Source organism: Pseudomonas sp. 5P_3.1_Bac2 (assembly GCF_025465995.1).
GTDB lineage: Bacteria > Pseudomonadota > Gammaproteobacteria > Pseudomonadales > Pseudomonadaceae > Aquipseudomonas.
The window spans coordinates 169,227-195,604 of record NZ_JANLNY010000004.1 but is presented as its reverse complement, the minus strand read 5'-3'; the positions used below and the strand labels follow the sequence as shown (position 1 = coordinate 195,604).

28 protein-coding genes are annotated in these 26,378 nt (G+C 58.5%); 10 read left to right on the top strand and 18 right to left on the bottom strand.

The features are described 5' to 3' along the window. Nucleotides 1–10 precede the first annotated feature (10 nt). Nucleotides 11–1,498 carry a sodium/proline symporter PutP gene (putP, locus tag NTD81_RS02225; protein WP_262178960.1) on the bottom strand — a complete coding sequence of 496 codons (1,488 nt, stop codon included), beginning with the start codon at nucleotides 1,496–1,498 and terminating at the stop codon, nucleotides 11–13. A 503-nt stretch (nucleotides 1,499–2,001) separates the two neighbouring features. On the opposite strand from putP, the gene NTD81_RS02220 reads away from it, so the two are divergent. Further along, nucleotides 2,002–2,859 carry an HDOD domain-containing protein gene (locus NTD81_RS02220; protein WP_262178956.1) on the top strand — a complete coding sequence of 286 codons (858 nt, stop codon included), beginning with the start codon at nucleotides 2,002–2,004 and terminating at the stop codon, nucleotides 2,857–2,859. Here NTD81_RS02220 and NTD81_RS02215 read toward each other — a convergent pair. Beyond that, nucleotides 2,856–3,620, bottom strand: a complete 765-nt coding sequence (locus tag NTD81_RS02215; protein WP_262178954.1) for an AraC family transcriptional regulator — start codon at nucleotides 3,618–3,620, stop codon at nucleotides 2,856–2,858. The genes NTD81_RS02220 and NTD81_RS02215 overlap by 4 nt on opposite strands. A 176-nt stretch (nucleotides 3,621–3,796) precedes the next feature. On the opposite strand from NTD81_RS02215, the gene NTD81_RS02210 reads away from it, so the two are divergent. The 5 genes from NTD81_RS02210 (at nucleotide 3,797) to NTD81_RS02190 (ending at nucleotide 7,674) form a co-directional block, all read left to right on the top strand. Further along, the gene (locus tag NTD81_RS02210) at nucleotides 3,797–4,198 is read left to right on the top strand and encodes a protease inhibitor I42 family protein (RefSeq protein ID WP_262178951.1); all 402 of its coding nucleotides are present in this window, start codon (nucleotides 3,797–3,799) and stop codon (nucleotides 4,196–4,198) included. 114 nt (nucleotides 4,199–4,312) lie between these two features. After that, complete coding sequence (locus tag NTD81_RS02205) at nucleotides 4,313–4,954, top strand: lysoplasmalogenase (protein WP_262178949.1); 642 nt, start codon at nucleotides 4,313–4,315, stop codon at nucleotides 4,952–4,954. Nucleotides 4,955–5,025: 71 nt separating this feature from the next. Next, the gene (gene cmoA / locus NTD81_RS02200; protein ID WP_410017102.1) at nucleotides 5,026–5,802 is read left to right on the top strand and encodes a carboxy-S-adenosyl-L-methionine synthase CmoA; all 777 of its coding nucleotides are present in this window, start codon (nucleotides 5,026–5,028) and stop codon (nucleotides 5,800–5,802) included. Continuing rightward, nucleotides 5,799–6,767 carry a tRNA 5-methoxyuridine(34)/uridine 5-oxyacetic acid(34) synthase CmoB gene (gene cmoB, locus NTD81_RS02195; protein WP_262178944.1) on the top strand — a complete coding sequence of 323 codons (969 nt, stop codon included), beginning with the start codon at nucleotides 5,799–5,801 and terminating at the stop codon, nucleotides 6,765–6,767. The genes cmoA and cmoB overlap by 4 nt, the downstream gene beginning before the upstream one ends. Before the next feature lie 172 nt (nucleotides 6,768–6,939). Further along, a complete protein-coding gene (locus NTD81_RS02190) occupies nucleotides 6,940–7,674 on the top strand; it encodes a substrate-binding periplasmic protein (RefSeq protein ID WP_262178942.1) in 735 nt (244 codons plus the stop codon). Nucleotides 7,675–7,677: 3 nt separating this feature from the next. Here the strand turns inward: NTD81_RS02190 and pdxJ are convergent, their stop codons facing one another. The 12 genes from pdxJ to rpoE form a co-directional block, all read right to left on the bottom strand. Next, a complete protein-coding gene (gene pdxJ, locus NTD81_RS02185; RefSeq protein ID WP_262178940.1) occupies nucleotides 7,678–8,424 on the bottom strand; it encodes a pyridoxine 5'-phosphate synthase in 747 nt (248 codons plus the stop codon). Next, complete coding sequence (gene recO, locus NTD81_RS02180; RefSeq protein ID WP_262178938.1) at nucleotides 8,417–9,115, bottom strand: DNA repair protein RecO; 699 nt, start codon at nucleotides 9,113–9,115, stop codon at nucleotides 8,417–8,419. The genes pdxJ and recO overlap by 8 nt, the downstream gene beginning before the upstream one ends. A gap of 46 nt (nucleotides 9,116–9,161) precedes the next feature. Continuing rightward, complete coding sequence (era, locus tag NTD81_RS02175; protein WP_262178936.1) at nucleotides 9,162–10,064, bottom strand: GTPase Era; 903 nt, start codon at nucleotides 10,062–10,064, stop codon at nucleotides 9,162–9,164. Beyond that, a complete protein-coding gene (gene rnc / locus NTD81_RS02170; protein ID WP_262178934.1) occupies nucleotides 10,057–10,746 on the bottom strand; it encodes a ribonuclease III in 690 nt (229 codons plus the stop codon). Before rnc ends, era begins: the two co-directional genes overlap by 8 nt. Beyond that, complete coding sequence (locus NTD81_RS02165) at nucleotides 10,743–11,120, bottom strand: DUF4845 domain-containing protein (protein WP_262178932.1); 378 nt, start codon at nucleotides 11,118–11,120, stop codon at nucleotides 10,743–10,745. The genes rnc and NTD81_RS02165 overlap by 4 nt, the downstream gene beginning before the upstream one ends. A 101-nt stretch (nucleotides 11,121–11,221) precedes the next feature. Then, entirely contained in the window at nucleotides 11,222–12,076 is an 855-nt protein-coding gene (gene lepB / locus NTD81_RS02160) for a signal peptidase I (protein ID WP_262178929.1), read from the bottom strand. Nucleotides 12,077–12,081: 5 nt separating this feature from the next. Continuing rightward, nucleotides 12,082–13,881 carry a translation elongation factor 4 gene (gene lepA / locus NTD81_RS02155; RefSeq protein WP_262178927.1) on the bottom strand — a complete coding sequence of 600 codons (1,800 nt, stop codon included), beginning with the start codon at nucleotides 13,879–13,881 and terminating at the stop codon, nucleotides 12,082–12,084. A 148-nt stretch (nucleotides 13,882–14,029) separates the two neighbouring features. Next, nucleotides 14,030–15,469, bottom strand: a complete 1,440-nt coding sequence (locus NTD81_RS02150) for a DegQ family serine endoprotease (RefSeq protein WP_262178924.1) — start codon at nucleotides 15,467–15,469, stop codon at nucleotides 14,030–14,032. Between the two features lie 28 nt (nucleotides 15,470–15,497). After that, the gene (locus tag NTD81_RS02145; RefSeq protein WP_262178921.1) at nucleotides 15,498–15,953 is read right to left on the bottom strand and encodes a SoxR reducing system RseC family protein; all 456 of its coding nucleotides are present in this window, start codon (nucleotides 15,951–15,953) and stop codon (nucleotides 15,498–15,500) included. Continuing rightward, nucleotides 15,950–16,894: a MucB/RseB C-terminal domain-containing protein gene (locus NTD81_RS02140; protein WP_262178919.1), complete on the bottom strand. Its 945-nt coding sequence runs from the start codon at nucleotides 16,892–16,894 to the stop codon at nucleotides 15,950–15,952. Before NTD81_RS02140 ends, NTD81_RS02145 begins: the two co-directional genes overlap by 4 nt. Nucleotides 16,895–16,902: 8 nt before the next feature. Continuing rightward, complete coding sequence (locus NTD81_RS02135) at nucleotides 16,903–17,493, bottom strand: sigma-E factor negative regulatory protein (RefSeq protein WP_262178917.1); 591 nt, start codon at nucleotides 17,491–17,493, stop codon at nucleotides 16,903–16,905. A 31-nt stretch (nucleotides 17,494–17,524) separates the two neighbouring features. Further along, nucleotides 17,525–18,106: an RNA polymerase sigma factor RpoE gene (gene rpoE, locus NTD81_RS02130; protein WP_262178915.1), complete on the bottom strand. Its 582-nt coding sequence runs from the start codon at nucleotides 18,104–18,106 to the stop codon at nucleotides 17,525–17,527. A gap of 367 nt (nucleotides 18,107–18,473) precedes the next feature. Between rpoE and nadB the strand changes: the two genes are divergently transcribed. After that, nucleotides 18,474–20,090, top strand: a complete 1,617-nt coding sequence (nadB, locus tag NTD81_RS02125) for an L-aspartate oxidase (RefSeq protein ID WP_262178912.1) — start codon at nucleotides 18,474–18,476, stop codon at nucleotides 20,088–20,090. Here nadB and NTD81_RS02120 read toward each other — a convergent pair. Beyond that, complete coding sequence (locus NTD81_RS02120; RefSeq protein ID WP_262178910.1) at nucleotides 20,059–20,511, bottom strand: protein YgfX; 453 nt, start codon at nucleotides 20,509–20,511, stop codon at nucleotides 20,059–20,061. The genes nadB and NTD81_RS02120 overlap by 32 nt on opposite strands. Next, entirely contained in the window at nucleotides 20,495–20,749 is a 255-nt protein-coding gene (locus NTD81_RS02115) for a succinate dehydrogenase assembly factor 2 (RefSeq protein WP_262178908.1), read from the bottom strand. The genes NTD81_RS02120 and NTD81_RS02115 overlap by 17 nt, the downstream gene beginning before the upstream one ends. 173 nt (nucleotides 20,750–20,922) lie before the next feature. Here NTD81_RS02115 and NTD81_RS02110 point away from each other — a divergent pair, with 173 nt between their 5' ends. Both NTD81_RS02110 and NTD81_RS02105 read left to right on the top strand, forming a co-directional pair. Beyond that, on the top strand, nucleotides 20,923–21,864 hold the full coding sequence (locus tag NTD81_RS02110) for a YgfZ/GcvT domain-containing protein (RefSeq protein WP_262178906.1): 942 nt from the start codon (nucleotides 20,923–20,925) through the stop codon (nucleotides 21,862–21,864). A 62-nt stretch (nucleotides 21,865–21,926) separates the two neighbouring features. Further along, a complete protein-coding gene (locus tag NTD81_RS02105) occupies nucleotides 21,927–22,763 on the top strand; it encodes an HDOD domain-containing protein (protein ID WP_262178904.1) in 837 nt (278 codons plus the stop codon). Between the two features lie 45 nt (nucleotides 22,764–22,808). On the opposite strand, the gene NTD81_RS02100 is transcribed toward NTD81_RS02105, so the two are convergent. Continuing rightward, complete coding sequence (locus NTD81_RS02100; RefSeq protein ID WP_262178902.1) at nucleotides 22,809–24,197, bottom strand: sensor histidine kinase; 1,389 nt, start codon at nucleotides 24,195–24,197, stop codon at nucleotides 22,809–22,811. Then, nucleotides 24,190–24,861 carry a response regulator gene (locus NTD81_RS02095; RefSeq protein ID WP_262178901.1) on the bottom strand — a complete coding sequence of 224 codons (672 nt, stop codon included), beginning with the start codon at nucleotides 24,859–24,861 and terminating at the stop codon, nucleotides 24,190–24,192. The genes NTD81_RS02100 and NTD81_RS02095 overlap by 8 nt, the downstream gene beginning before the upstream one ends. A gap of 251 nt (nucleotides 24,862–25,112) precedes the next feature. On the opposite strand from NTD81_RS02095, the gene NTD81_RS02090 reads away from it, so the two are divergent. Further along, on the top strand, nucleotides 25,113–26,372 hold the full coding sequence (locus NTD81_RS02090; RefSeq protein WP_262178900.1) for an OprD family porin: 1,260 nt from the start codon (nucleotides 25,113–25,115) through the stop codon (nucleotides 26,370–26,372). Nucleotides 26,373–26,378 lie beyond the last annotated feature (6 nt).

Sequence of the window (26,378 nt, the reverse complement as noted above, 5' to 3'; positions counted from 1 at the left end):
AAACCGGCAATCAGCTGGCTTGGTATTCCTTTTCCGCCTCAGCAAAGCGTTGCAGCATGCTTGGCGTCGGACCACTGCCAATCTTGCTAAAGATCAGGATGGCGAGGGTAGCGAGGATAAAGCCTGGGACGATTTCATACAGGCCCAGATGGCCCAGATACTGTTTCCACAGGATCACGGTGACGGCACCGACCAGCATGCCGGCCAGAGCGCCGTTGCGGGTCATGTTCTTCCACACCAGCGACAGAATCACCACCGGACCAAAGGCCGCACCGAAGCCCGCCCACGCATAGGCCACCAGACCCAGCACACGGTTATCCGGGTTGGCTGCCAGGCCAATGGAGATCACGGCGATCAGCAGGACCATGGCGCGACCGACCCATACCAGCTCCTTCTGCGAAGCATCTTTACGCAGGAAGGCTTTGTAGAAGTCTTCGGTCAGGGCGCTGGAGCACACCAGCAGCTGGCAGCTCAGGGTACTCATGACCGCGGCCAGAATGGCCGACAGCAAGATACCGGCAATCCATGGGTTGAACAGCAGCTTGGCCAGCTCGATAAACACCCGCTCTGGGTTCTCGGTCACTGGACCCGCCAACGCGGGGTTAGCCGAGAAGTAAGCGATGCCGAAGAAGCCTACGGCTACGGTGCCGCCTAAGCACGCGATCATCCAAGTCATGGAAATACGGCGTGCCGCTGGAATCGACTTAACCGAATCCGCCGCCATAAAACGCGCCAGAATGTGCGGTTGACCGAAGTAACCCAGGCCCCAAGCCAGCAGGGAAATCACCCCGATAAAGGTGGTGCCTTTAAGCATGTCGAAGGACGTCGCGTCGTGCAGCTCGATGGCCGTAAAGGTCGGCTCAACACCACCGGTGGCGATCATCACCACAATCGGGGTCAGCACCAGGGCAAAGATCATCAGCGAGGCTTGTACGGTGTCCGTCCAGCTCACCGCGAGGAAGCCACCGACGAAGGTGTAGGCAATCGTTGCCGCCGCACCGGCCCACAGCGCAGTGCTGTACGACATGCCGAAGGTGCTTTCAAACAGACGGGCACCCGCCACCACGCCAGAGGCGCAGTAAATGGTGAAGAACACCAGAATCACCAGCGCCGAGAAGATGCGCAGCACACGGCTGTGGTCTTCAAAACGGTGGGTGAAGTAGTCCGGCAGGGTCAGGGCGTTGCCGTTGTACTCGGTTTGCACACGCAGACGACCGGCGACAAACAGCCAGTTCAGATACGCACCGGCAACCAGGCCAATGGCGATCCAGCTTTCCGACAGACCCGACAGGTAGATGGCACCCGGCAAGCCCATCAGCAGCCAGCCGCTCATGTCCGAGGCGCCAGCCGACAAAGCCGTGACGAAACTACCCAGGCTGCGACCACCAAGGATGTAATCCGATAAGTTGGTGGTGCGGCGGTAGGCAAACAGGCCGATTAGCACCATGAGCGCGATGTAAACCACAAAGGTGACCAGCATCGGAGTATTTGCAGTCATTGAGAGCTCCCTCATTGGTTGTTGTTATTCGACATTGAGGCTGAGCCCCATTGCCAACGTGGACATTCACACCCGGTCCAGCAGGTGCTTAAGGCATAACTACGCAGATAGACGCTGATACCTCGAAGGCAAGACACGCCAGGCCCAGAACTTGCCCGCAGGCCTCGCAGTGACTGCGTTTGGCTCAGCTTACTGGCGCCCCATAAGCGCCCTTGGCGCGCCACACCTGCATTAGGTGTAGCGTAATTGTTGCACTCTGCGCGGCATTTGCTTAAGCACACGACTACGCAAGGCAAATGCAAGAGATTGAATTTAGTGGCTCAAGGCCGCGCGATTCTTACAAAAAGCTCCGGTATTTTTGCCAAAAGCTCCGTTACTGGCCTTTAAGAGGCCCAAATTGCTCGCCGTTGCAACGCGGCAAATAACCTCAGGCTTTGACTTGTCGCACACCGCAGCAGTCAAACCGACCTAAACTGACGGCATATTTACGCAGGAGATGTGCCTTGCTGGCTGAACAATCCCACTATTCGATTTACCGGCGTTTAGTCACGCAACTGCTGCACGATCAGGAACAGCTCCCTAGCCTGCCGGCCATCACCCTGGAAATTCGCCGGGCACTGAGCGATGACCACCTTAATATCGCCAGTTTAGTCGGCCTGATCAGCCGTGATCCGGCCCTCAGCGCCCTGCTGATGAAACACGCCTCCAGCCCGCTGTATCGTCAGGCGCAGCCGCCTAGGTCGCTGCATGACGTGATCAACCTGATCGGCATGGCCGAAGTCGGGCGCATCACCATGCTGCACAGCGTGAAAAGCCTGTTCACCCTGCACACGCCGGCGCATAAACGTATGTTTCTCGATGCGTGGGAACGCTTAGTAACCAAAGCCAGTACCTGCGCCATGCTGGCCCGTTTAGTCGGGCGCATCAGCGCTGAGCATGCACTGCTCGCCAGCTTGCTCAGTGAGGTAGGTAGCCTGGCGATTTTGTCGAGTTTTAAAAGCGCCAAGGAAATCCCCACCAGCGAGCTGTATATCAGCCTGTGCCGCGAGTTCAGCCGCTCCTTAGGGGTGATCGTGCTGAAAAAATGGTCAGTCAGTGAGCCATATATCGAAGTCATCCGCGAGGCCGGCAACTGGCAGTACAGCCCGGGCGTGGGCCTGCAACTGATCGATTTGGTCAATCTGGCGCTGCACCACAACAGCATCAGCCAAGGTCCGGATGCCGACCTGCCGCCGCTGACGCAACTAGCGGCCTTTCAAAAACTGCCGCCGCCGCACAACCAAGTTGAAGCCAATGGCGAGCTGAGCCTGCTAACGCAACACCAAAGCGCTATCCACGCCTTAGCGCAAACCTTGCGTTAATTGTCCTCGGGCTGGGCGTCACGCACACGCTTGGGAGTTAACCCCAAGTAGCGGCGCATGGCGGTGGTCAGAGCGCTCTGGCTGGAGAAGCCGCACTCCTCGGCGATGCGAATCAACGGCATGCTGCTGTCGCGCAGCAAGCGGCTGGCACGGTCCAGGCGCGCCTTGAGCAGATATTGATGCGGGGTCAGGCCAACACTGTCTTTAAACAGCGCATGGAAGTGACTGGGGCTTAGACACGCAACATGGGCCAGCTCGGCCACACTGATACGCCGCGCCAGGTTGGCACTGATATAACTGTCGATGCGTGGCAGATTCAGGCTGCTGACCTGCGGCACCGCTTTCTCGCCGAACAGGCGCAAGTGCAAAGCGCGCAGCAGCACGCCACCCAAGGCGCGGGACAGCTGAGGATCGCTGCCATAGCGCTCCAGTTCGGCGCCGGCGTAACTGAGCAGGTGCTGAAAATCGGCATCCAGTTGCGGATAGCGCGGGGTATCGAACAGATGGTTGAGCAGTTTCCGCTCTTGCCTGGAATTACCCTGCTGATTGAGATCAATGATCAGCATGCGGTTATCACCCACGCCGGCAAACTCATGGGCCGCATCGCCGGGCACCAGGCAGGCGCGCATCCGGCAGACCTCGCCACCACGGCCGTTGACCTCAAATTCCGCCCGCCCCGCCAACGACAGCACCAGCTGGTGATGGTGGTGGGTGTGCTCATGGGCTTGATCAGCCAGACGCATCAGGCGCGCGTTAAGCATGGAAGGGATACCGCATCGCAAACAAGCGCTGAATTTTACCCGTTAACGCGGCTAACGGCAGCCGATACGACCAAAGGCCAATCATTTGCGCAGCCTTGGCGGGTTACCTAGGCTGGCGGTTGCCTATATGCTCGGGTCCACCACTTGGCACTTTTCCTAAAACTCAGGAGCCGCCCATGTCCACCCAACGCCTGCTCTTATCTATGGCCCTGCTGCCGCTGCTGGGTGCCTGCGCGCACCAAGCCTCGAATGACAGCACGGTGCAGCTGGAGCAAGAGAGCCGCTGCCCTCAGGAGCTGCAGGTTGGCCAGCAGTTAATTCTCAGCTTACCGAGCAACCCCTCCACGGGTTTCCGCTGGCAACTGCACAGTGACGCCACCCCCGTGCTGCGCAGCCTCGGCCCCGAGGTGTACAGCGCTACCGACAGCGGCGAGATCGTCGGCAGTGGCGGCCTTTCCACCTGGCGGTTTCAGGTTGAGCGTGCCGGCAGCGCCACCTTAAGCCTGCTCTACCAACAACCCTGGGCCACCAACGAGGAGCCCGCCGAGCGTTTTAGCTGCCAACTCAACGCCCACTAGAGGCACAGCAAACGCCATTCTGGCGCCATATGGCGAGCCAACTGGCACCCTCGGCTTAGCCTGAGTATTGAGCAATAGGCATAGTCGGGACTTTTAAAGTCTGGGACAAAGACTATGCGCTATCTGTTATTGGCTGTATTGGGAGCTGGGGCTTACACCTACACGCGAATTACCGGGCTGAATGAACTGGCGGTGCTCAGTAAAGGCATCCCGGTCTTGGTCTTGCTCTGGTGGCTGCGCCAAGCCCCGGCTGACAGCTACCGCCGCTGGATCAGCATTGGCCTGCTGTGCTCTTTAGCCGGCGATATTCTGCTGGCCTGGCCGCAAGATCTGTTTGTGTTTGGCTTGGGCGCCTTTCTGCTGGGCCATCTGGCCTACCTCAAAGCCTATCTGTGCGACTGCCGCCAGCCTCGCTGGCTGGCCCTGCTGCTGGCGGCTGTCACCGGCGCGATGATGTTCAGCCTGCTGGCGCAAGCTGATCTGGGCGCCCTGCTGCTGCCGGTGGCCTGCTACGCCACGGCAATCAGCGCCATGCTCTGGCGCGCCCTCGCCCGCCTCGGCCAACCGGGCATTAGCCCGCGCTCACAGTGGCTGGCCGCCGTGGGCGCGGTGCTGTTTGTGGCCTCCGACAGCATGATCGGGATTAACCGCTTTATCCTGCCGTTCGACGGTGCCCACGCGGCGATCATGCTCACTTACTGGCTGGGTCAATGGGGCATTGCCGCCTCCGCCTTTAAGCGCCAGCCTGAGCGCTAAAGTCTCAAGCCATGACCGATTAGCCGCGCCTGCGTTAATCGGTCTTGGGCCTAGCGGCCGAGTTGGCTAAAATGCCCGGCTTTCCAGACCAGTGCGCAGCCAACGTGAGCAAACAGCCCGATCGAATTTTCGCCCAGCCCTTAGCCCAGGTGCCCGACTTCGTGTTTAACGAGGACGTGGCGCGGGTCTTCCCGGACATGATTAAACGTTCGGTGCCGGGCTACCCGACTATCGTCGAGAACATCGGCGTGCTGGCCGGCCAATTCGCGCAGCCGCACAGCGTACTGTATGACCTGGGCAGCTCCTTAGGCGCGGTGACCCAAGCCTTGCGTCGCCATGTGCAGATTGCCGACTGCCAGGTGATTGCCGTGGACAACTCGCCGGCCATGGTCGAGCGCTGCCGCGAATACCTGCACGCGCAAGACGCCATGTTCCAAGAGCTGCTGCCCGTACAAGTGCTGGAAGCCGACATTCTCAGCCTTGAGTTACAGCCAAGCTCCTTAGTCGCGCTGAACTTCACCCTGCAATTTATTCAACCGCCGCAGCGCCTTGAGCTGCTGCGCAAGATCCGCCAGGCCCTGATTCCTGGCGGCGCGCTGATTCTGTCGGAGAAACTGCAGTTCAGCGACAGCGCCGAGCACGAACTGCTCACCGACCTGCACATCGCCTTTAAACGGGCCAACGGCTACAGCGAGCTGGAAATCGCCCAGAAGCGCAGCGCCATTGAAAAGGTCATGCTCCCCGACAGCCTTGAGCAGCACCGCGAGCGTTTACTCGCCGCCGGCTTCAGCAAAGTGGTGGTGTGGTTCCAGTGCCTTAACTTCGCCTCACTGATTGCCCTGCCATGATTAATCGTATTGACCTGACGGCCCTGCACACACAGCTGGCCGGTACTCCGTTGCAAGCCTGGGCCGCCAGCCTGCCCCAGCAAATCGCCGATAAACTGGCCATCGGTCACGGCGACCTGGCCCGCTGGTACGGTGCGGTGCAGGCACTGCCTGAACTGCCGGTTGAACAGTTGCAACTGCTGGAAGAATTTAGCTTCAACGGCCGCTGCGATGAGGCCAGCCGCGCCCAGTTGACCCACGCCCTGCAAGGCTTGATTCCGTGGCGCAAAGGGCCGTTTCATTTGTTTGATGTACATGTCGACAGTGAATGGCGCTCGGACTGGAAGTGGCAGCGCGTCGCCCCGCACTTGGACCTTAAAGGCAAACGCATCCTCGATGTCGGTTGCGGCAACGGCTATTACATGTGGCGCATGCTCGGCGCAGGCGCCGCCAGCGTAGTCGGCATCGATCCTAACTGGCTGTTCCTCTGCCAGTTCCTGGCGATGAAAAACTACCTGCCCAATCTGCCGGCGTGGCACCTGCCACTGGCCTTTGAAGAGCTGCCGGCCAAGCTGCAAGGCTTTGATCGGGTGTTTTCCATGGGTGTGCTCTACCACCGCCGCTCCCCCATCGACCACCTGCTGGATCTCAAAGACTGCCTGGTAAAAGACGGCGAGCTGATCCTGGAAACCTTGGTGGTCGAAGGCGACGAGCAACAAGTGCTGGTCCCCGAGGACCGCTACGCACAGATGCGCAACGTCTGGTTCCTGCCTTCGGTGCCCGCCCTTGAGCTGTGGATGCGCCGCGCCGGGTTCGTCGATGTGCGCTGCGTTGATGTCAGCACCACCAGTGTTGAAGAGCAGCGCGCCACCGATTGGATGCGCTTTCAATCGCTGCCGGAATTTCTTGATCCGAACGATCACAGCCGCACCGTCGAGGGCCTGCCGGCACCGCGGCGCGCCGTGGTTATCGGCAGAAAGCCTTAAGCGCTGGCGCCGGCAAAGCCGCAGGATAGAGCCTTGCCGAGTCAATTGTCGTGCGCTGGATCAACGATCAGCGCGCCAGCAATGGCTATACTTCCTCCCTAATTCCCCCACTACGGCATTTAGGTATGGCTGCATGAAGGCATGGCGCATTGCTGTTTTTACAGCTCTAAGCATGCTGCTCAATCCCGCCTTGGCATTGCATCTCTACACCGAAGAATACCCACCGCTGAGCTTCTCCGTTCACCAAGAGGTCACTGGCCTAGGCCCCGAAGTGGTCCGGGCCATCCTCCAACGTCTCAAGCAACAGGCTGATATTCAGGTGCTGCCCTGGGCCCGGGCTTACCACTCCAACCTCAACAATGCCGACAGTGCAGCCTTCGTCACCATGCGCACGCCGGAACGCGAAGCCCTGTTCAAATGGGTGGGGCCAATCACCCTCTCCACCGATAGCTTTTACGCGCTCAAAGACTCACAGCTGGCGATTCACAGTGATGAAGACCTGTACCAAGTCAGCAAAATTGCTCTGCCCAGGGACTGGTACAGCTATCAGGAGTTACAGGCCAAGGACATGCCCAACCTGCTGGGAGTGACAAGCGCCAGGCAAATGTTCGAGCTGCTCAAGCACCAACGTGTGCCGCTGATTCTCACTGACAACCTAAGCTTCTACACCCATGAGCAGAGCAGCGAGCCTGGCAGTCCGTTACACCGCAGTGAGGTCAAGTTGCTCTATCCCTATCGCCAGACCTACGGCTATATCAGCTTCTGGAAAGGTACGCCGGATCAAGAGATCCAGCGCTGGCAAGAAGCCCTGGATCAGATGAAGCGCGATGGCAGCTTTAGTCGCATCTATCAGTCTTGGCTGCCCGGCGAGCCGGAGCCGGGACTGCGCGAGCCCGGCACGCCTTAGGCTTTAGCGACGCGGCGCGGCGGCGCTGATCAGGTCCTTCATTTCCACCACGGCCTGCTTAAAGCCGACAAACAGCGCATGGCTGACCAAGGCATGACCGATATTCAGCTCGTTGATGCCGGGGATGGCCGCCACCGCTTCAACGTTGTGATAGTGCAGACCGTGACCGGCATTCACGATCAAGCCCAAACCGACGCCGCAAGCGACGCCCTGGCGGATACGCTCAAGCTCGTGGGCACTCTCTTGCGGGCTATGGGCATCGGCATAGCGCCCGGTGTGCAACTCCACAGCCGGCGCGCCAACGCGCTTGGAAGCCTCAATCTGCACGGGGTCCGGGTCGATAAACAGCGACACTTCGCAGCCAATCTTGCTTAAGCGCGCCACCGCCGCAGCAATGCGCGCCTCTTGCCCGGCCACATCCAAACCGCCTTCGGTGGTCAGTTCCTGACGGGTTTCCGGGACCAGACAGACATGCTCAGGGCGAATGCTTTCAGCAAAGGCGAGCATCTCTTCGGTGACGCCCATCTCGAAGTTCATTCGCGTTTGCAGCACTTCTTTGAGCACGAGCACGTCGCGCTCTTGGATATGCCGACGGTCCTCACGCAGATGCACGGTAATGCCGTCAGCGCCGGCCCCTTCGGCATCCAACGCGGCCTTCACCGGGTCCGGGTAGCGCGTACCACGGGCTTGGCGCAGGGTGGCGACGTGGTCGATATTGACCCCCAAGAGAATACGATTGGCATCAGTCACGGCTTGGCTCCTTGAGCGTCATAAAAAGTTCGCGGCTAACCAGCGGTCGGCCACCGAGATGGGGCGCCAGAGCTTGGCGCATCAGGCGCTTGGCCGCCGCCAGAGCACCCACGGCACTCCAGTTAGCATCGGCCATAGCAAGTAAATCGGCGCCTTGAAAGACGCCGGCCTGCAACTGCCCCACGGGCATCAGGCCGCTTTCGTTATTCAGTCGATACAGAGCGCTGGCAACTATGGGCTGACCCTGACAATCGCGATCAAGGGCAAAACCATAGCCCAGCTCGTCCAGCAAGCGCCATTCAAAAGCACGCAGCAACGGCTCCAGGGCGCGGCCTTGGGCCAACGCCACCAGCGTTAAGGCGTAGTGTTCAAACAGCGCCGGGTGCGGATCTTCAGCGGGGAGCAGGCGCATCAACAGCTCATTGAGGTAGATGCCGCTAAACAGTGCTTCGCCACTGAGTAAATTGGGGATGCCAGCAGGCTCTAGGCGCGCGACGTTTTTCAGCTCGCCACGCCCACGAAACTCGGCCTCTAAGGGGATAAATGCCCGCGCCAAGCTGCCTGCCTTGCCCCGTGCGCCGCGTAGCACGGCACGCAGGCGCCCTTGTGGCGTGAGGAAATCCACCAGCGCGCTACTTTCACGGTAGGCCCGGCTGTGTAACACATAGGCCGGCTGGCTTTGGGCAAGCATGCTGAGCTACTCGCAAAGCTGGGCGCGGGGTGCGCCCAGAGGGCTATCAGATATCGTCGTAGCCCAAGGAACGCAGGGCGCGCTCGTCATCGGACCAGCCACCTTTGACCTTGACCCACAGGTTGAGCATAACCTTGGAGTCGAACATGACCTCCATGTCTTTACGCGCCTCCTGGCCGATGCGTTTGATCCGCTCGCCTTTGTCGCCAATGATGATTTTCTTCTGCCCGTCACGCTCGACCAGAATCAGCGCATGGATATGCAGGATGCGCCCTTCGCGCTTGAATTCCTCAATTTCCACGGTGATCTGATACGGCAGCTCAGCACCGAGCTGACGCATGATCTTCTCGCGTACCAGCTCAGCGGCAAAGAAGCGGCTGGAGCGGTCGGTAACCTGATCTTCAGGGAAGAAGTGCACACCCTCTGGCAGACGCTCGCCCACCAGTTTTTCCAAGGTGTCGAGGTTATGCCCCTGCTGCGCCGAGACCGGTACGATTTCCGCGTTCGGCAGTTGCTGCGCCAACCACTCCAGGTGCGGCATCAGCTCAGCTTTGTCTTCGATACGGTCGGTTTTGTTGATCGCCAGAATCACCGGACCTTCAACGTATTGCACGCGCTCCAGCACCATCTGGTCTTCGTCAGTCCAGCGGGTGCGATCCACCACGAAGATCACCACGTCGACGTCTTTCAGCGCCGAGGAAGCGTTCTTGTTCATGTAGCGGTTGAGGGCTTTCTCGTTGTTCTTATGCAGACCGGGCGTGTCCACATAGATCGCCTGCACCTCACCTTCGGTTTTGATACCGAGCATGTTGTGCCGTGTGGTCTGCGGTTTACGCGAAGTGATCGCGAGCTTCTGCCCGAGGATATGGTTCAGCAGAGTCGACTTGCCCACGTTGGGCCGGCCGACGATGGCGACATAGCCACAGCGCGTAACAGGTGTATCAGTCATTACCATTCTCCACCCCTAGGGCAATCAGCGCTGCCGCTGCGGCCACCTGCTCGGCGATCCGCCGGCTGGCGCCCTGGCCCAGGGTCTTCTCATGCAAAAGGCTAACCTGGCACTCCACCACGAAGGTGCGGCAATGCGGCTCGCCTTGAATATCCACCACTTCATAGCGTGGCAGTTCACAACCACGGGACTGCAAGAACTCTTGCAGGCGGGTTTTTGGATCTTTGTTGGTGTCGACCAGGGTCAGGCTTTCCAGTTCAGTGGTCAGCCAGGCCAGCACGCGCTCGCGCGCCGACTCCATACCGGTGTCCAGATAGATGGCACCGATCAAGGCTTCCAAAGCATCGGCCAGGATCGACTCACGGCGGTAGCCGCCGCTTTTCAACTCACCGGAGCCCAAACGCAGGTAGTCGCCTAAGTCAAAACCACGGGCCAAGATGGCCAGGGTTTCGCCCTTCACCAGACGGGCGCGCAAACGCGACAACTGACCTTCACGGGCCATGGGGAAGCGCTGAAACAGCGCCTCGCCGGCGACAAAGTTAAGGATGGCATCACCTAAGAACTCCAGGCGCTCATTGTTACGCCCGGCAAAGCTGCGGTGAGTGAGGGCCAGGACCATCAGGTCCTGGTCTTTGAAGGTATAGCCGAGCTTACGCTCAAGACGGTCTAACGAAAGGGTCACGGCATTCGCACATTGAATTCTTTATCGAAACGCACTACCAGATCGAGGTTCTTAATCAGCACCTCGCGCTTCTCATACTTGAGCAGTGCATGGAATTGGTTGTTTTCTAGGCTCACTTTAAGCGCCTTTTGCAGATCGAGGTCACGAATATTGTTGACCTCCATACCGCGGCTCACATGAGAGTAGAAATCAGCCACAGTGCGGACTTCCGACGATTTGTCGGTTTCCACAGAGTTAATCACTTTGACCATCGACATGTAGTCGAAATAATGCGGCAACACTTTAAAGGTGGCACTGGCAAGGAACGCGACCACACAGAGCACGACCAACCAGCCCAGTAACGACATACCCTTTTGCGAATGCGCAGATTTCATGTTTTCCCCAAACTCATTTGCTGTGACGCCACATGGCTGCCGCTAAGACTATAGGTAGCCCGCGACGCTGCTGCTAAGCGCGTCGCAAATTGGCCAGCAAATCAGTGAATCAAACCTACACGACTGAAGTTAGGCAGATTCTTGGCTTTGGGAGTCGGCCAGCTCATCCACACGGCAAAGGCTTTGCCGACGATGTTCTGATCTGGAACCATGCCCCACAGCTCTTTCGGGATGTTGGCGTCGTGCCAATAACGGCTGTCGTTGGAGTTGTCGCGGTTGTCGCCCATCATGAAATAGTAGCCTTTAGGCACCGTCCACTCACGGCCCGGCTCAATTCGGTAGCGCTGCATTTCCTTACGGATTTCATGCTCCACCGCGCCCAGTTTTTCCTTGTACAGCTCCACGCTGCCAAGGCTGCCGGGCTCAGTGCCGAGCAGTTGCTGCGCGACTAACTCACCGTTGATGGTCAGGCGCTTGTCGCTGCTATAGGCGACACGATCACCGGCCAAGCCAACTACACGCTTGATGTAGTTAACGTCTGGGTCGCTGGGGTAGCGGAACACCATGACGTCACCACGCTGCGGATCCCCCACCTCAATCACCTTGGTGTCCCACACCGGCAGGCGAATGCCGTAGGCAAATTTATTCACCAGAATAAAGTCGCCCACTTCCAGGGTCGGTTTCATCGAACCCGACGGAATCTGGAACGGCTCGAGCAAGAACGAACGCAGTACCAACACAATGAACAGCACCGGGAAGAACGATTTACCGTACTCCACCAGCATCGGCTCTTTGTTCAAGCGCTCAACCACCGCCGCATCTGGCTCAGTCACCTGGCCCTGATAGGTAGCAATAGCTGCTCGCCGGCGTGGCGCCAGAAAGATCAGATCAAGCAAAGCCAGGGCGCCACAGATGGCGACCGCAACAACCAGGAACAGCGGTAAATTGAATGACATAGGAATTAGCTTTCCAACCTGAGTACCGCAAGGAAGGCTTCCTGTGGGATCTCCACATTACCTACTTGCTTCATCCGTTTCTTACCGGCCTTTTGCTTTTCCAGCAGCTTACGCTTACGGCTTACGTCGCCACCGTAGCATTTGGCCAGCACGTTCTTGCGCAGCGCCTTGACTGTAGTCCGCGCGACGATTTGGCCACCAATGGCCGCCTGAATCGCCACATCAAACATCTGCCGAGGAATCAGTTCCTTCATCTTCTCGGTCAACGCGCGACCTTTATAGTGCGCGTTGTCGCGGTGCACGATCAGGGCCAAGGCATCGACCTTGTCGCCGTTGATCAACACGTCCAACTTAACCAGGTTGGCCGACTGATAGCGGTCAAACTGGTAATCCAACGAAGCATAGCCGCGACTGGTGGATTTCAACCGGTCGAAGAAGTCCAGTACCACTTCATTCATCGGCAGGTCGTAACGAACCTGTACTTGGCTACCGAGGAATTGCATGTCGCGCTGCACACCGCGCTTCTCGATGCACAGGGTAATCACGTTACCCAGATGCTCCTGCGGCACCAGAATGGTGGCGGACACGATTGGCTCGCGGAAGTCTTCAACCGAGGAAACATCCGGCAGCTTGGAGGGGTTATCGACGTAAATGGTTTCGCCAGTTTTCAGCAGCACCTCAAAAATTACGCTCGGCGCCGTGGTGATCAGATCCAGGTCGTATTCGCGCTCCAGGCGCTCCTGGATGATCTCCATGTGCAGCATGCCGAGGAACCCGCAACGGAAGCCAAAGCCCAGGGCATCGGAGCTTTCCGGCAGGTACTGCAACGACGAATCGTTGAGGGTCAACTTTTGCAGGGCATCGCGGAAGTCTTCGAAGTCTTCGGAACTGACCGGGAACAAGCCGGCGTAGACCTGCGGCTGGATACGTTTAAAGCCAGGCAGCACTTCGACTTCCGGCGTGCTGTTCAAGGTCAGGGTGTCGCCCACTGGCGCGCCGTGAATGTCCTTGATACTGGCGATGATAAAGCCCACTTCGCCGGCCTTAAGGTCTGCGGTGGCGGTGTGTTTCGGCGTGAAGACACCGACGCTGTCGACCAAGTGCACCTTGCCGGTGGACTTAACCAGAATCTTATCGCCCTTCTTCACCCGACCGTGACGCACACGGACCAGGGACACCACGCCCAAGTAGTTATCGAACCACGAGTCGATGATCAATGCTTGCAGCGGCGCGTCGATATCGCCAGTCGGAGCCGGGATGGTCTGTACCAGACGCTCCAGCACATCCAACACCCCCATGCCACTTTTGGCGCTACAGGCTACGGCGTCGGTGGCATCGATACCGATGATTTTCTCGATTTCTTCTTTAACGCGGTCCGGATCGGCTTGCGGCAGGTCCATCTTGTTCAGCACTGGCATTACTTCCAGGCCTTGCTCGATGGCGGTGTAGCAGTTGGCGACCGATTGCGCTTCCACGCCTTGACCGGCGTCAACCACCAGCAGCGCGCCCTCACAGGCGGCCAGTGAGCGGCTGACTTCGTAGGTGAAGTCAACGTGGCCGGGGGTGTCAATGAAGTTCAGCTGGTAAGTAACGCCATCTTGAGCTTTGTAATGCAGGGTGACGCTGTGCGCCTTAATGGTGATCCCGCGCTCACGCTCCAGATCCATGGAGTCCAGTACCTGGGCCTCCATTTCACGATCGGCCAAACCACCACACATTTGGATAAACCGGTCGGCCAAGGTCGACTTGCCGTGGTCAATGTGGGCGATGATGGAGAAATTGCGGATATGACTCAAATCACTCACGGATCAACACTCAAAAAGGTTGCAGGCGACAGGCCGCCGAAAATAGCCGCGAAGTGTACCCGAAAGCCTGCAGGGCCGTCATCCAATGTACTAACGCCCAACAAGCAAAAGGGCGGCCTAAGCCGCCCTCCCCTTACCTATAAGCGCCCTACTCGGCCAACTTAAAGGTGATAAAGCTGGCACGTCCCTGACGCAGCACGCGCATCGACACCGAACGGTTTTTCGGCAGAGCTTGCGCCACTTCAGTGAAGACTTTCGCCGAATTGATAGCTTGGTTGTTCAGGTGAGTGATCACATCACCCGGACGCAGACCAATCAGTGCCGCTGGGCCATCAAGCACCTCAGTGATAGAGACACCACCTTTAAGGTCGAGGCTCTTTTTCTGCTCAGCGGTCAACTCGACCACCTTAACGCCCAAGCGATTGCTGCTGCGCTCAGCACCAGGAGCGCCAGCGTTGGCCACGGCATCACCATCTTCTGGCAGCGAACCGATGCTCAGTTTGAGGTTTTTGCGCGCGCCATCGCGCACCACATTCAGTTCAATGCTGGCACCCGGCTTAAGCGCGCCAACCAGATGTGGAAGGTCAGCGGACATCTCGATCGGCTTGCCATCCAGACTGAGAATCACGTCACCGACTTGCAGACCACCCTTAGCAGCCGGGCCGTCTTCCAGCACCTGCGCAACCAGAGCACCGGCTGGTTTTTCCAGACCAAAGGACTCAGCCAGATCTTTATTCACTTCCTGAATGACCACACCCAGCCAGCCGCGGCTGACCTTGCCGTCTTTCTTCAGTTGGTCGGCCACATCCATCACCACACTGATTGGGATGGCAAACGACAAACCCATGAAACCGCCGGAGCGGGTGAAGATCTGCGAGTTAATCCCGACCACTTCACCGGCCAAGTTAAACAGCGGACCGCCAGAGTTACCTGGGTTGATCGCTACGTCAGTTTGGATAAACGGTACATAGCTCTCGTTAGGCAGGCTACGACCTTTGGCACTGACGATACCGGCGGTGACCGAGTGATCAAAGCCAAACGGCGAACCGATAGCCAACACCCACTCACCGACTTTCAACTCATCAGACTTACCCAGCTTAACGGTCGGCAGGTTTTTGCCATCGATCTTCAGCAGGGCCACGTCACTGCGTGGGTCCGCACCAATCAGCTTGGCTTGCAGCTCACTGCGATCAGACAGGCGTACGATGATTTCATCGGCATCTGCAATCACATGGTTGTTGGTCAGCACATAGCCGTCGGCGGAGATGATGAAGCCCGACCCCAGCGACTGCGCTTCACGCTGCCGCCCACCGTTGTCTGGGTTGCGCGGCGCCTGCGGCATGCTGCGCTCGAAGAACTCACGGAAAATCGGCGGCAAGCCTTCAAGATCCGGGATATTCAGCTGCCCGGCACCCGCCACCGCACGCTCAGGCAATTTCTGCCGGGTACTGATGTTGACGACCGCTGGCGAGGCTTCCTGGACCAGCTCAGTGAAATCCGGCAGGTTGGCTTGAGCCGCCATAGCCTGACTAAACGTCAAGGCGGCGACTACCGCAACAAAGTAATGTTTCAAACCAAGCTTCGACATACAACTCCCCATCAGATAAGGAAAAGTCTCATAACACAGTGATCGGATCGCGTTCTACCGCACGCAATACGATAGCCCGTGCACAAGGGTCCAGTGCAGCCCGCCGACTACGCCAGCGCACAGCGGCGCATGCCGCGATAAATCCACCCACAGCACTGAGCACCAACCACGGCTCAGCCCAAGCTAACTGCTCAGCCACTAACGCCCCGGCAAACAAACCCAGCAGCGGCAGCAAATAAACCTGCACGGCAGCACTTAACAGTAAATCTTCCCGAACCCCGAGAACCACTGCATCGCCAACGGCGAGGGGTAAATCTGCAGAGACCCGCACCGCCTCACGCTGGCGGCGACCGCCAAACTGAGCGGACAAGCCCTGACCACAGCCAGCCTTTAGGGCACATGCCGAGCAGGTCGACTGACGTTGAGTCTGCACCCATACCGCGCCAGGCTCCAAGGCCGTGACCAGGCCCCGCTCCTCAATCACTGCAGCACCTCTTGCTCTTGGGCGCGCATCGACAGCGCGACTCGGTCAGCCGTGCCAATCGGTATTTCCCCAATCACCGTAACCATGACATCACCGTCTTTGGTCGCCATGCGCCGCGACACTGCCACGGTCGGTCCCAGTTGGGCCCGCATGTCTTCAACAGTCTCATCGCGCAGCGGCTCCAAGAATACCGAGAAGCGCGCCAAGCCGTCGCCATATACCAAGCAGTCCACTGACTCATCTGTCACCGGACTGCGGCGCTGGGTCACGGCATTCAGCGCAAAACCTGGCGGCAGCCAATCCGAACGCCAAGCAGCTGCGGCGACCGTGGCATCAGGCATATTGATTGGCCGGCAACCCGAGCTTGGCTGCAGGGCTTGCGGCTGCGGGGCAACCGCATCAAGCGCAGTGAACTGCACACGCTCGAGCAACTGCCCGCGATCATTGATTAACAGAGATTTAAGCGGTAGACCGGTGAGTTGATCAAGATGGAATTTGAAACCATAGCGATACTGATCACGCGGCATAACGGCGAGTACATCAGTTGAGCGGCCAGCGACACGGGAACTGCCAAGTTCAACCAACTCATACCACTGACTCAACTGATCTGCATTTAACTCACGACCAGGCCATAGTTGGCTGCCCTGCAACTGATCAGCCAAGGCACCACTGGCGCATTGCACCCGACCATTGACCCGCAACACTTCCTGATCAGTACCATCAATTTGCTGCATGCGCTCACGGGAGCTGCCGTCCTCTTCCACCCGATGCCAAACATTGTGAGTGGAAAAACTCCCGAGGCGGTCATAAACAAAGGTCCCGTGGAAACTTTGTATACGCCCCGCTTCGTTCAGACGTTGTAAGAGTGGCTTACCGTCGCCAGCCATAACAGGCTGTGCAAGTGGAGTACCCAACAACAGCAGCAAAGGAATAAAGCGCATGCGCCCCCTTAACGGTCTTCCAAGCTAGCAGCACGCGCATACGGCAGCACACCTTCGCCAGCACCCGTTGCGGCCTGCTGAGAATGCTGACGGATATAAGAAGGCAAACGCTTTTCATACCACTGCGAACTATCTTTATCGTTAGGCACTGCTGCCGATTCAGAAACTTCATCTGAGGTATTGAAGCCCGCCAAAATCGCCAAGCGATTAGTTTGCGGCATGCTCATCGGCGCTACGCTCTGTTGAGCCAACTCAACCCCGGCAATGTCGTTTTGGTTGTACATGCGCACACCCGCCAGCACGGCCACGGTCACCGAGGCAGCTACCGCCAAACGGCTCACCAAACGCCAGTGACCGGACTTGACAGCTTGCACCGCAGGCGCCGGCTCATCGGCAATTGCCGCCGATACAGCAGCCGAGATATCAAAGCTCGGGTACAGCGTTTCTTTGCGCATCGCTGCGCGAGCGGTTTGATAACGCGCCCAAGTGGCCCGCAGCTCCGGGTCTTCACTGGCCGCCAAAACACGCCTTAATTCAAGTTCATCCGCCTGGTTATCCATTACCGCGGACAGCGATTCCTGCAGGGTTTGTTGACTCATGGCAGTTCCTCAAATGGCTTTCGCCGCTGTCTCAGGCTTCCTGCAACAAGGGCTGCAGGGATCTATCGATGGCCTCACGTGCACGAAAAATTCGCGAACGCACGGTACCAACTGGACATTGCATAACATTGGCAATGTCTTCATAACTCAATCCATCAAACTCACGTAACGTGAGTGCAGTGCGAAGATCTTCAGGCAACTGTTCGATACTTCTATGCACAGTGGCCTCAATTTCATCGCGCAGCAGCGCGCGCTCCGGCGACTCGATATCCTTGAGCGCATGATCTCCATCGTAAAACTCTGCATCTTCGGCACTTACATCACTATCTGGTGGCCTACGACCACGAGACACCAAATAGTTCTTCGCCGTATTGATAGCGATGCGGTACAGCCAGGTATAAAACGCACTGTCGCCACGAAAATTACCTAGCGCCCGATAAGCCTTAACAAAGGCTTCTTGGGCCACATCCTGTGCCTCATGGCTGTCGTGGACGAATCGCACGATCAACCCGAGAATCTTGTGTTGATACTTCAACACCAACAGATCGAAAGCTCGCTTGTCTCCACGCTGTACGCGGTCGACCAACTGCTGATCTTCTTCCTGGGTTAGCATGAATACTCCTTATGAAGTTTGAAGGAGTGCAACACCAACCCTTGTATCGGTCTGCCAACATAGACTTGGGCATTACGCAAAAGTTCTCTCCTACAAACACGCTTCCTGCAGAACATGTGAAAAGCTGCACGGAATAGCGTAGCCAATCAATCCTGAAGCCACGCCACTGACCTAAAACCTCCTTAGGTCAGTAAAAAAACTGCGAGCTCGTTATAAAAACGTCGCCCTTAGGCGAAACAGCACTAAACAATCCGTATTAGATCATCAATCCGCAATAAAGTTCCGCTAGAGCCTGACGTCGACAAGTCGGCTATTGTGCGGATCATAGCCCCTATATACTAGCGGCCGCTTTTCGCGGGAATGACCCATGAGCCAACACTACCAACACGACGTCCTAGTCATCGGCAGCGGTGCCGCCGGTCTTACTCTAGCGCTGACCCTGCCTAGCCACCTGCGCATCGCAGTGCTGAGCAAGGGTAACTTGTCCAACGGTTCAACCTTCTGGGCACAGGGCGGTGTCGCTGCTGTACTGGACGATACTGACACAGTTGAATCCCATGTGGCCGACACTCTGGTCGCCGGCGGTGGTTTATGCCGGGAAGACGCGGTGCGTTTTACCGTCGAGCACAGCCGCGAAGCCATTCAGTGGTTGATCGATCAAGGCGTGCCATTTACCCGTGACGATCACAGCTCAGGCGAAGACAGCCATTTTGAGTTTCACCTGACCCGCGAGGGCGGCCATAGCCATCGGCGCATCATTCATGCCGCCGACGCCACTGGCGCCGCCATCTTTAATACCCTGCTCGAGCAAACCCGCCGGCGCAGCAACGTTGAACTGCTTGAGCAGCGCGTCGCGGTGGATCTGATCACCGAGCGCAAGCTCGGCCTCAAGGGCCAACGCTGCCTCGGCGCTTATGTGCTCGACCGCGCCAGCGGCGAAGTGGACACCTTCAGTGCGCGCTTTGTGATTCTCGCCACCGGCGGCGCCGCCAAGGTGTACCTGTACACCAGCAACCCCGACGGCGCCTGCGGTGACGGCATTGCCATGGCCTGGCGTGCCGGCTGTCGGGTTGGCAATCTGGAGTTCAACCAATTCCATCCCACCTGCCTGTATCACCCGCAAGCCAAGAGCTTTTTGGTCACCGAGGCCCTGCGCGGCGAAGGTGCCCTGCTCAAGCTGCCTAACGGTGAACGCTTTATGCTGCGCTTCGATGAGCGCGCGGAACTGGCGCCCCGGGACATCGTCGCCCGCGCCATTGACCATGAGATGAAGCGTCTAGGTATCGACTGTGTGTTCCTCGATATCAGCCATAAGCCGGCCGACTTTATCAAGAGCCACTTCCCCACCGTGTATGAGCGCTGCCTGGATTTCGGCATTGATATCACCCGCCAGCCCATCCCGGTGGTACCGGCCGCCCACTACACCTGCGGCGGCGTAGTGGTGAATGCCAAAGGTCAAACCGACGTGGAAGGCCTCTACGCCATTGGCGAGACCAGCTTCACTGGCTTGCACGGTGCCAATCGCATGGCCAGCAACTCTTTGCTGGAGTGCTTCGTCTACGCCCGCTCTGCGGCAGCCGATATCGTCTCGCAGCTGGATCAGGTCACTATGCCTAGCGACCTCCCCGACTGGGACGCAAGCCAGGTCACCGACTCCGATGAAGACGTGATCATCGCCCACAACTGGGATGAACTGCGGCGCTTTATGTGGGACTACGTTGGCATCGTGCGCACCAACAAGCGTTTGCAGCGTGCTGAGCACCGCGTGCGCTTGCTGCTGGATGAAATCGATGAGTTCTACAGCAACTACAAAGTCAGTCGTGACTTGATTGAACTGCGCAACCTGGCGGTGGTGGCCGACCTGATGATTAAGTCGGCCATGCAGCGTAAAGAGTCCCGCGGCCTGCACTACACCCTCGACTATCCCGAGCAGTTAAGTGAAGCCCGTGACACTATTTTGCAACCGCCCACCTATGTCGACTGAACTTCAGGCGCACGCGTAAGCGCCGGTGCTGATCAGCCGTGAGGCTATCGCGGGCAATGCAGATTGCCCGCAGGCGGCGCTGTCCGACTAAGCGAAAACGCAGCAGAACAATCAATGGCAAAGCCAGGCTATCGGGATTTAGCTCGATGGCTTGCCAGCCCTGCTGCGCACTGAACACCTGCCAGCCTTGAGCATTGCAGCGCAAACCGCGATAGGCCGCCGGATGGCTCAAGCGCAAATGCCGAGGCAACACCCAACAGCCATGCACCAGCGCCAGCAGCGCGGCCAAGCCTCGGGCCCAGAGCGGGCCGTCGATCAGCAGCAAGGCGCTGCCTAGCACACTTATAACCAGCCAATAACCGCGCAGCAACCAGGGCGACGGGCGCCACTGGCATTCAAAGCCATCACTTGGGCTGGACACGATCCAGAATCATCCGAACGATGCGCCGCAGGTCGGCATCTTCGGGTTCGCCGCGCTGCATAAACCAGCCGAACATATCCTGGTCTTCACATTCCAACAGCTTGCGATAGCGCGCCTGATCCTCGGCATCAAGGCTGGCATAGACTTCGCGGACAAAAGGCACCAACAACACATCCAGCTCGAGCATGCCGCGGCGGCTGTGCCAAAAAAGGCGATTGAGTTCAACCGAGTCGACCATAAATCTGCTCCTCAAATAAGCCGCGCAGTATACGGGAAATGCCGCCACGATTGACCGCCTGGCACAACAGCTAAGCAATCATCCGCTATGTAGTAGCCGCGCAAGCGCTGACAAGGCAGCAGGGGCGCTCTATGATGAGCCCCCTAACATTTAGTCAGCGATAGCTACCCACCATGGCCGATTCCGCGTTTTATTGCCTCCTCAGCCACGAAGGCGTGCTTGCCGTACGCGGCGTGGACGCTAACAAGTTTCTGCAGGGCCAAGTCACCTGCAACCTCAATTACCTAAGCGCCGAGCGCAGCAGCCTCGGCGCCCGCTGCACGCCTAAAGGGCGCATGCAGTCGAGCTTTCGTATCGTCAGCGTAGACGGCGGCTATTTGCTGGCCATGGCCAGCGAGCTGCTTGAGCCGCAGCTGGCCGATCTGAAAAAGTACGCCGTCTTCAGTAAATCGACCCTGAGCGATGAGAGCAGCCAGTGGCTGCGTATCGGCTTAAGCGGTGCCGATCAGGCACTGCGCGAACTGGGTTTGACGTTACCCAGCGAGGCCGACAGCGTCGCCCAGCATCAGCAGTTGCTGGCCGTGCGCTTAAGCGATGGCCGCGCCGAGTTGTGGTTACCGGCTGAATTGGCTGACGAGGTGCAAGCGCAGTTGGCCCAAACCCTCAGCCAGGCGCCGCTGAATGACTGGCTGTTGGCCCAGGTGCGTGCCGGTATCGGCCAAGTCGTGGGCGATACCCGCGAGTTGTTTATCCCGCAGATGATCAACCTGCAAAGCCTGGGCGGGGTGAGTTTTAAAAAGGGCTGCTACACCGGCCAGGAAATCGTCGCGCGCATGCAGTACCTGGGCAAACTCAAGCGCCGTTTGCAGCGCTTAAGCAGCACCAGTAGTGCACTACCGGCCGCTGGCACCCAGCTGTTCTCGCCGGTGCACAGCTCCAGCGTCGGTGAAGTGGTATTGGCCGCCCATAGCGAGCAAGGCATCGAGCTGTTGGCCGTGCTGCAAGAAGATGCCACTCAAGATGGTCGCGTACATCTGGCCAGCGCCGACGGTGAACCGCTGAGCGTGTTGGACTTGCCTTACGCACCGAATGCAGATGAAGAGATTAAGCACTAACGTACTTAATTAAGCTCAGCCTACAATAACAATATTGCCGACGCCTATTAAGAGACCACTCCATGAGCAACCTTGCCGAGAAAGTCCAACGGGAACTGATCGAGGCCATCGACAATGACGAACTGGTGCTACCGACCCTGCCGGAGGTCGCCCTTAAAGTTCGCGAAGCTGCGGAAGATCCGAATATCGGCATTCCCCAGCTCAGCAAAGTGATAGGTAATGATGCCGCGCTTACCGCGCGCATCATCAAGGTGGTGAACAGCCCACTGCTGCGCAGCAACAAAGAAATCACCGACCTGCAAATGGCGATCAGCCGGTTGGGCATCAACTACACCTGCAACCTGGCCACGGGCCTGGCCATGGAGCAAATGTTCCAGGCCACTTCCGATGTGGTCGATCGCAAGATGCGTGAGGTGTGGAACAAAAGCACGGAAATCGCCGGCATCTGCCACGTGCTGTGCAAACACTACACACGTCTGCTGCCGGACCAAGCGACCCTCGCCGGTTTAGTCCATCAGATTGGCGTGCTGCCAATCCTGACCTATGCCGAAGAGCACAATGCGCTGCTGGCCGACTCGATCAGCCTTAACCATGTGATTGAGCAGATCCACCCGATCATCGGCGACAAGATCCTGCGCACCTGGGAATTTCCCGAGCTGATCGCCATGGTGCCGGGCAACTATCTGAACTTCAGCCGCGACAGTGCCCAGGTTGACTACGTGGATATCGTCCAAGTCGCCACCTTGCAAAGCCACCTAGGCAGCAACCATCCCTACACTCAGCTGGACTGGAGCAAAATTCCAGCCTTCGCCAAGTTAGGCCTGGACCCCAACCAGCATCTCAATGACGACGAGGACCTCTCGGCCGCCATGGAAGCCGCCATGAGCATGCTGCAGTAACCCGCCATCGCCGGCTGCCGTGACTGCTCGCGGCAGCCAGCAGTGCTACTGCGCCAGATTAAATCCGACGCGTACCAGCAAGCCTTGCGGCTGCGCTTGATGCAGGCTGATGCGCGCCTGATGGGCACGGCAGATTTCGCCGACAATGGCCAAGCCCAGCCCTGCCCCCATGCCTTTGTTGGTGCGCCGGTAAAAGCGCGTAAACACCCGCTGATGCTCCTCCGTCGGGATGCCCGGGCCGTCATCCTCGACCTCCAACACCGCCGCCGGCAGCACGCGCAAAATCACATTGCCGCCGGCTTGGGTATGGGCCAAGGCGTTATCCAACAAATTGCTGAGCAGTTCATTGAGCAGGGTCGGTTCGCCCATCACCCACACCGGCTGTTGCGCCTCCAACGCCAACGCAATGCCGCGGCCATGGGCCAGCGGCGCCATGGCCATGCCCAACTCCCGCGCCAACTGGCTTAAATCCAAGCGCTGAGCACCGCCTTCAAGAATGGCCTGGGCGCCGCTTTCAACCCGCGCCAGCGACAGTAACTGGTTGGCCAAGTGCGTCAGCTTGTCGGTGTTTTGCCCGGTGGCCTGCAAGGTGCTGCGCCATACCTCGGGCTGCTCGTCGCGCAGGCCCAACTCGACCCGCGCCTTCAGCGCCGCCAAGGGGGTGCGCAGCTCATGGGAGGCGTCGGCAATAAACTGCGACTGGCGCTCAAACAGATTACGCAGGCGCCCGTTGAACTGATTCAGGGTATTGACCAAGGGCAGCAACTCGCGCGGCATGCCCTCGACGGGTAACGGCTGCAGTTGATCGCTGCTGCGCTGCGCCACACTGCGCCGCAACTGATCCAGCGGGCGCAGCGCCACGCTGACCGCCAACCACACCAAGAGCAATGCGCTAAGGGCCAAAGCGCCCATACGCAGGAAGGTGCCCAGCAGCAGTTCACGCACCATGCGCTCACGCGCGCCTTGGGTTTCCGCCACGCGGATCTCGGCCATGCCGCTCTGCCCAGGGGGGGTAATCGGTTGCAGCAAGCTGACCACGCGCACCCCCTGATTGCGGTATTGGCCGTCATAAAAACGCGCCAACGCCGGGTAGTCCTCGGTACGCAGCGTCCCCTTCGGCGCGGCCGGGAGATGTTCATAGCCGGAGACCATCCGCCCACTGCTGTCCAACACTTGGTAATAGATGCGCCCGGCGCTGTCGTAGGCAAAGCTGTCGAGGGCGATATAGGGCACGTTAGCGCGCAGTTGACCGTCTTCGGTGTACAGGCCGGCGACCACCGCCCGCGCCGAGGCCAACAAGGTGCGGTCGTAAGCGCGGTCCACCGCCTGATGCGAGCCCCAATAAGCACTCAGGCTGCTGATCAAAAACACCACAGCCAACAGCAGGGCCAAGCGCCGAATTAAGCGCCCGCGCAAACTGCCGGCATCACTCACCCGCGGCCTCCAGCAAATAACCTAAACCGCGAAATGTAACGATGCGCACCGCACCGCCTTCGAGTTTTTTGCGCAGGCGGTGCACGTAGATTTCAATCGCGTCGCTGCTCGCCTCTTCATCCAGGCCAAACACTTGGGCGGCCAGTTGCTCCTTGCTCAGCACCCGGCCCGGACGGGCGATCATGACCTCCAGCACGGCATGCTCGCGGGAGGTCAACGTCAGCAGTTGCTCATCCAGGCTAAAGCGCCGTGTCTCCAGGTCATAGCGTAAGTTACCGCAGCTTTGCTGGCGTTCACCGCCAAGCACGGTACGCCGCAGCAGGGCTTTAACCCGCGCTTCCAGCTCGGACAACTCAAAGGGTTTGGCCAGATAATCATCGGCGCCGAGGTTGAGTCCGTATACCCGATCCTTGACCTCACTACGCGCAGTCAGCATCAACACGGGCAAATTATTGCCGCGTTCACGCAGGCGGCCGAGCACCTGAAAACCGTCCAAACGCGGTAAGCCCACATCGAGGATGGCCAACACATAATCCTCACTGCTCAGGGCTAAGTCCGCGGCAATACCGTCATGCAACACGTCCACTGTCCAGCCGGCGCCCTTTAACGCCTGAGCGACACTGGCCGCCAACTGCAGATGGTCTTCCACCAGCAAAATTCGCACTTGTACCTCCTGTATCAAGCTGGCCTTGCTACTCCAGCAACTCCCCGTGGCGCGAGAGTTTACAGGTGCGGCGCCTAATGTGAATTGGCCAACGATCACCACGAGTTATCGCCCTACAAACAACAATCAACTTTGAAAGGTTAGTGAAAGCTTGCCTTCCTAGGATCGCGGCCGGTGGTTTTACCACCCACATTAGAACGGCTGGTGCAGTGGTGCGCAGCCGCGACAAGAATAAAAGGGAGAACCACAGGATGCGCCTGACCTCAGTTCGCACTCACTTGCCTGTCCAATTGCTGGGCATGGCCATCAGCAGTCTTAGCAGCGTCGCCTACGCCGATTTTATCGAGGACAGCAACGCCACCTTGAGCACCACCAATATCTACTTCAACCGTGACTTCCGCGATGGCGAAGGCCAGAACAAACGCGAGGAATGGGGTCAGGGCTTCCTGCTGGATATGCACTCAGGCTTTACCGAAGGCACCGTCGGCATGGGTGTGGATGCCATGGGCATGCTCGGCATCAAACTCGACTCTGGCGGCGGCCGCACCGGCACCGACCTGCTGCCCGTGCAGGACGACGGCGGCACGCCGGATCAGTTCGCGCGCTTGGGGCTGACCGCTAAATTCAAAGTCTCGGCCACCGAGTTGCGCTATGGCTCACATATCCCCGAGCTGCCGGTGATCAAGGCCAGTACCAGTCACTTGCTGCCACAAATTCTCGAAGGCGGCATGCTCACCTCCTCGGAATGGAGTGGTCTGAAGCTAACCGGCGCACGCTTTAACCGGGCGGTCGACCGCGCCTCGACCAACGCGGAAAAAATAGCCCTCAACAGCAAAAACAAACGCTACGCCGGTGGCATCACCGCGGATCATATGAACATCGCCGGCGCCGAGTACGAATTCACTAAGGGCATCAACGGCAGTTACTACTACGCCGACGTACAGGACATCTACCGTCAACACTACTTCGGTTTAACCACTAACCATGAGCTAGGCCCGGGCAAGTTTTCCAGCGACCTGCGCTTATCCCTGAGCAAAGACAGCGGCAGCGCCAAGGCCGGCGAGGTGGATAACCAAGCGCTGCAAGCCATGTTCAGCTACAGCTTGGGCGGACATAAATTCGGCCTCGGCTATCAGGACATGGGCGGCGACACCGGCTTTACCTACCTCGACGGCAGCGATCCATTTTTGATCAACTTCGTGCAGATCAACGACTTCGCCAACGCCGGCGAACGTTCCTGGCAGGCGCGTTACGACTATGACTTCAGCGCACTGGGCATCCCCGGTTTGAGCTTTATGAGCCGCTACCTAAGTGGTGAAGATGCGCGCATTGCCGGCAGCGATAAACGCGGCAGTGAATGGGAGCGCAACTCGGAAATCCGTTACGTCGTACAAAGCGGCCCGCTGAAAAACGTCAACATTCGCCTGCGCAACGCAACTTTCCGCTCGCAATTTGCCCGCAATGCCGACGAAAATCGGATTATTGTCGGCTATAGCCTGCCGATTTGGTGAAGTTCT

Bases quoted from the DNA above. Each gene is read 5' to 3' on its own strand.
- NTD81_RS02190 (WP_262178942.1), top strand. From the start codon at position 6,940: ATGCTGCTCAATCCCGCCTTGGCATTGCATCTCTACACCGAAGAATAC.
- NTD81_RS02150 (WP_262178924.1), bottom strand. From the start codon at position 15,469: ATGTCGAAGCTTGGTTTGAAACATTACTTTGTTGCGGTAGTCGCCGCC.
- rpoE (WP_262178915.1), bottom strand. From the start codon at position 18,106: ATGCTAACCCAGGAAGAAGATCAGCAGTTGGTCGACCGCGTACAGCGT.
- era (WP_262178936.1), bottom strand. From the start codon at position 10,064: ATGACTGATACACCTGTTACGCGCTGTGGCTATGTCGCCATCGTCGGC.
- NTD81_RS02110 (WP_262178906.1), top strand. From the start codon at position 20,923: ATGGCCGATTCCGCGTTTTATTGCCTCCTCAGCCACGAAGGCGTGCTT.
- NTD81_RS02205 (WP_262178949.1), top strand. From the start codon at position 4,313: ATGCGCTATCTGTTATTGGCTGTATTGGGAGCTGGGGCTTACACCTAC.
- recO (WP_262178938.1), bottom strand. From the start codon at position 9,115: ATGCTTGCCCAAAGCCAGCCGGCCTATGTGTTACACAGCCGGGCCTAC.
- cmoA (WP_410017102.1), top strand. From the start codon at position 5,026: ATGCCCGGCTTTCCAGACCAGTGCGCAGCCAACGTGAGCAAACAGCCC.
- NTD81_RS02090 (WP_262178900.1), top strand. From the start codon at position 25,113: ATGCGCCTGACCTCAGTTCGCACTCACTTGCCTGTCCAATTGCTGGGC.
- cmoB (WP_262178944.1), top strand. From the start codon at position 5,799: ATGATTAATCGTATTGACCTGACGGCCCTGCACACACAGCTGGCCGGT.
- NTD81_RS02105 (WP_262178904.1), top strand. From the start codon at position 21,927: ATGAGCAACCTTGCCGAGAAAGTCCAACGGGAACTGATCGAGGCCATC.
- putP (WP_262178960.1), bottom strand. From the start codon at position 1,498: ATGACTGCAAATACTCCGATGCTGGTCACCTTTGTGGTTTACATCGCG.
- NTD81_RS02210 (WP_262178951.1), top strand. From the start codon at position 3,797: ATGTCCACCCAACGCCTGCTCTTATCTATGGCCCTGCTGCCGCTGCTG.
- NTD81_RS02135 (WP_262178917.1), bottom strand. From the start codon at position 17,493: ATGAGTCAACAAACCCTGCAGGAATCGCTGTCCGCGGTAATGGATAAC.
- NTD81_RS02140 (WP_262178919.1), bottom strand. From the start codon at position 16,894: ATGCGCTTTATTCCTTTGCTGCTGTTGTTGGGTACTCCACTTGCACAG.
- nadB (WP_262178912.1), top strand. From the start codon at position 18,474: ATGAGCCAACACTACCAACACGACGTCCTAGTCATCGGCAGCGGTGCC.
- lepB (WP_262178929.1), bottom strand. From the start codon at position 12,076: ATGTCATTCAATTTACCGCTGTTCCTGGTTGTTGCGGTCGCCATCTGT.
- NTD81_RS02215 (WP_262178954.1), bottom strand. From the start codon at position 3,620: ATGCTTAACGCGCGCCTGATGCGTCTGGCTGATCAAGCCCATGAGCAC.
- NTD81_RS02115 (WP_262178908.1), bottom strand. From the start codon at position 20,749: ATGGTCGACTCGGTTGAACTCAATCGCCTTTTTTGGCACAGCCGCCGC.
- NTD81_RS02165 (WP_262178932.1), bottom strand. From the start codon at position 11,120: ATGAAATCTGCGCATTCGCAAAAGGGTATGTCGTTACTGGGCTGGTTG.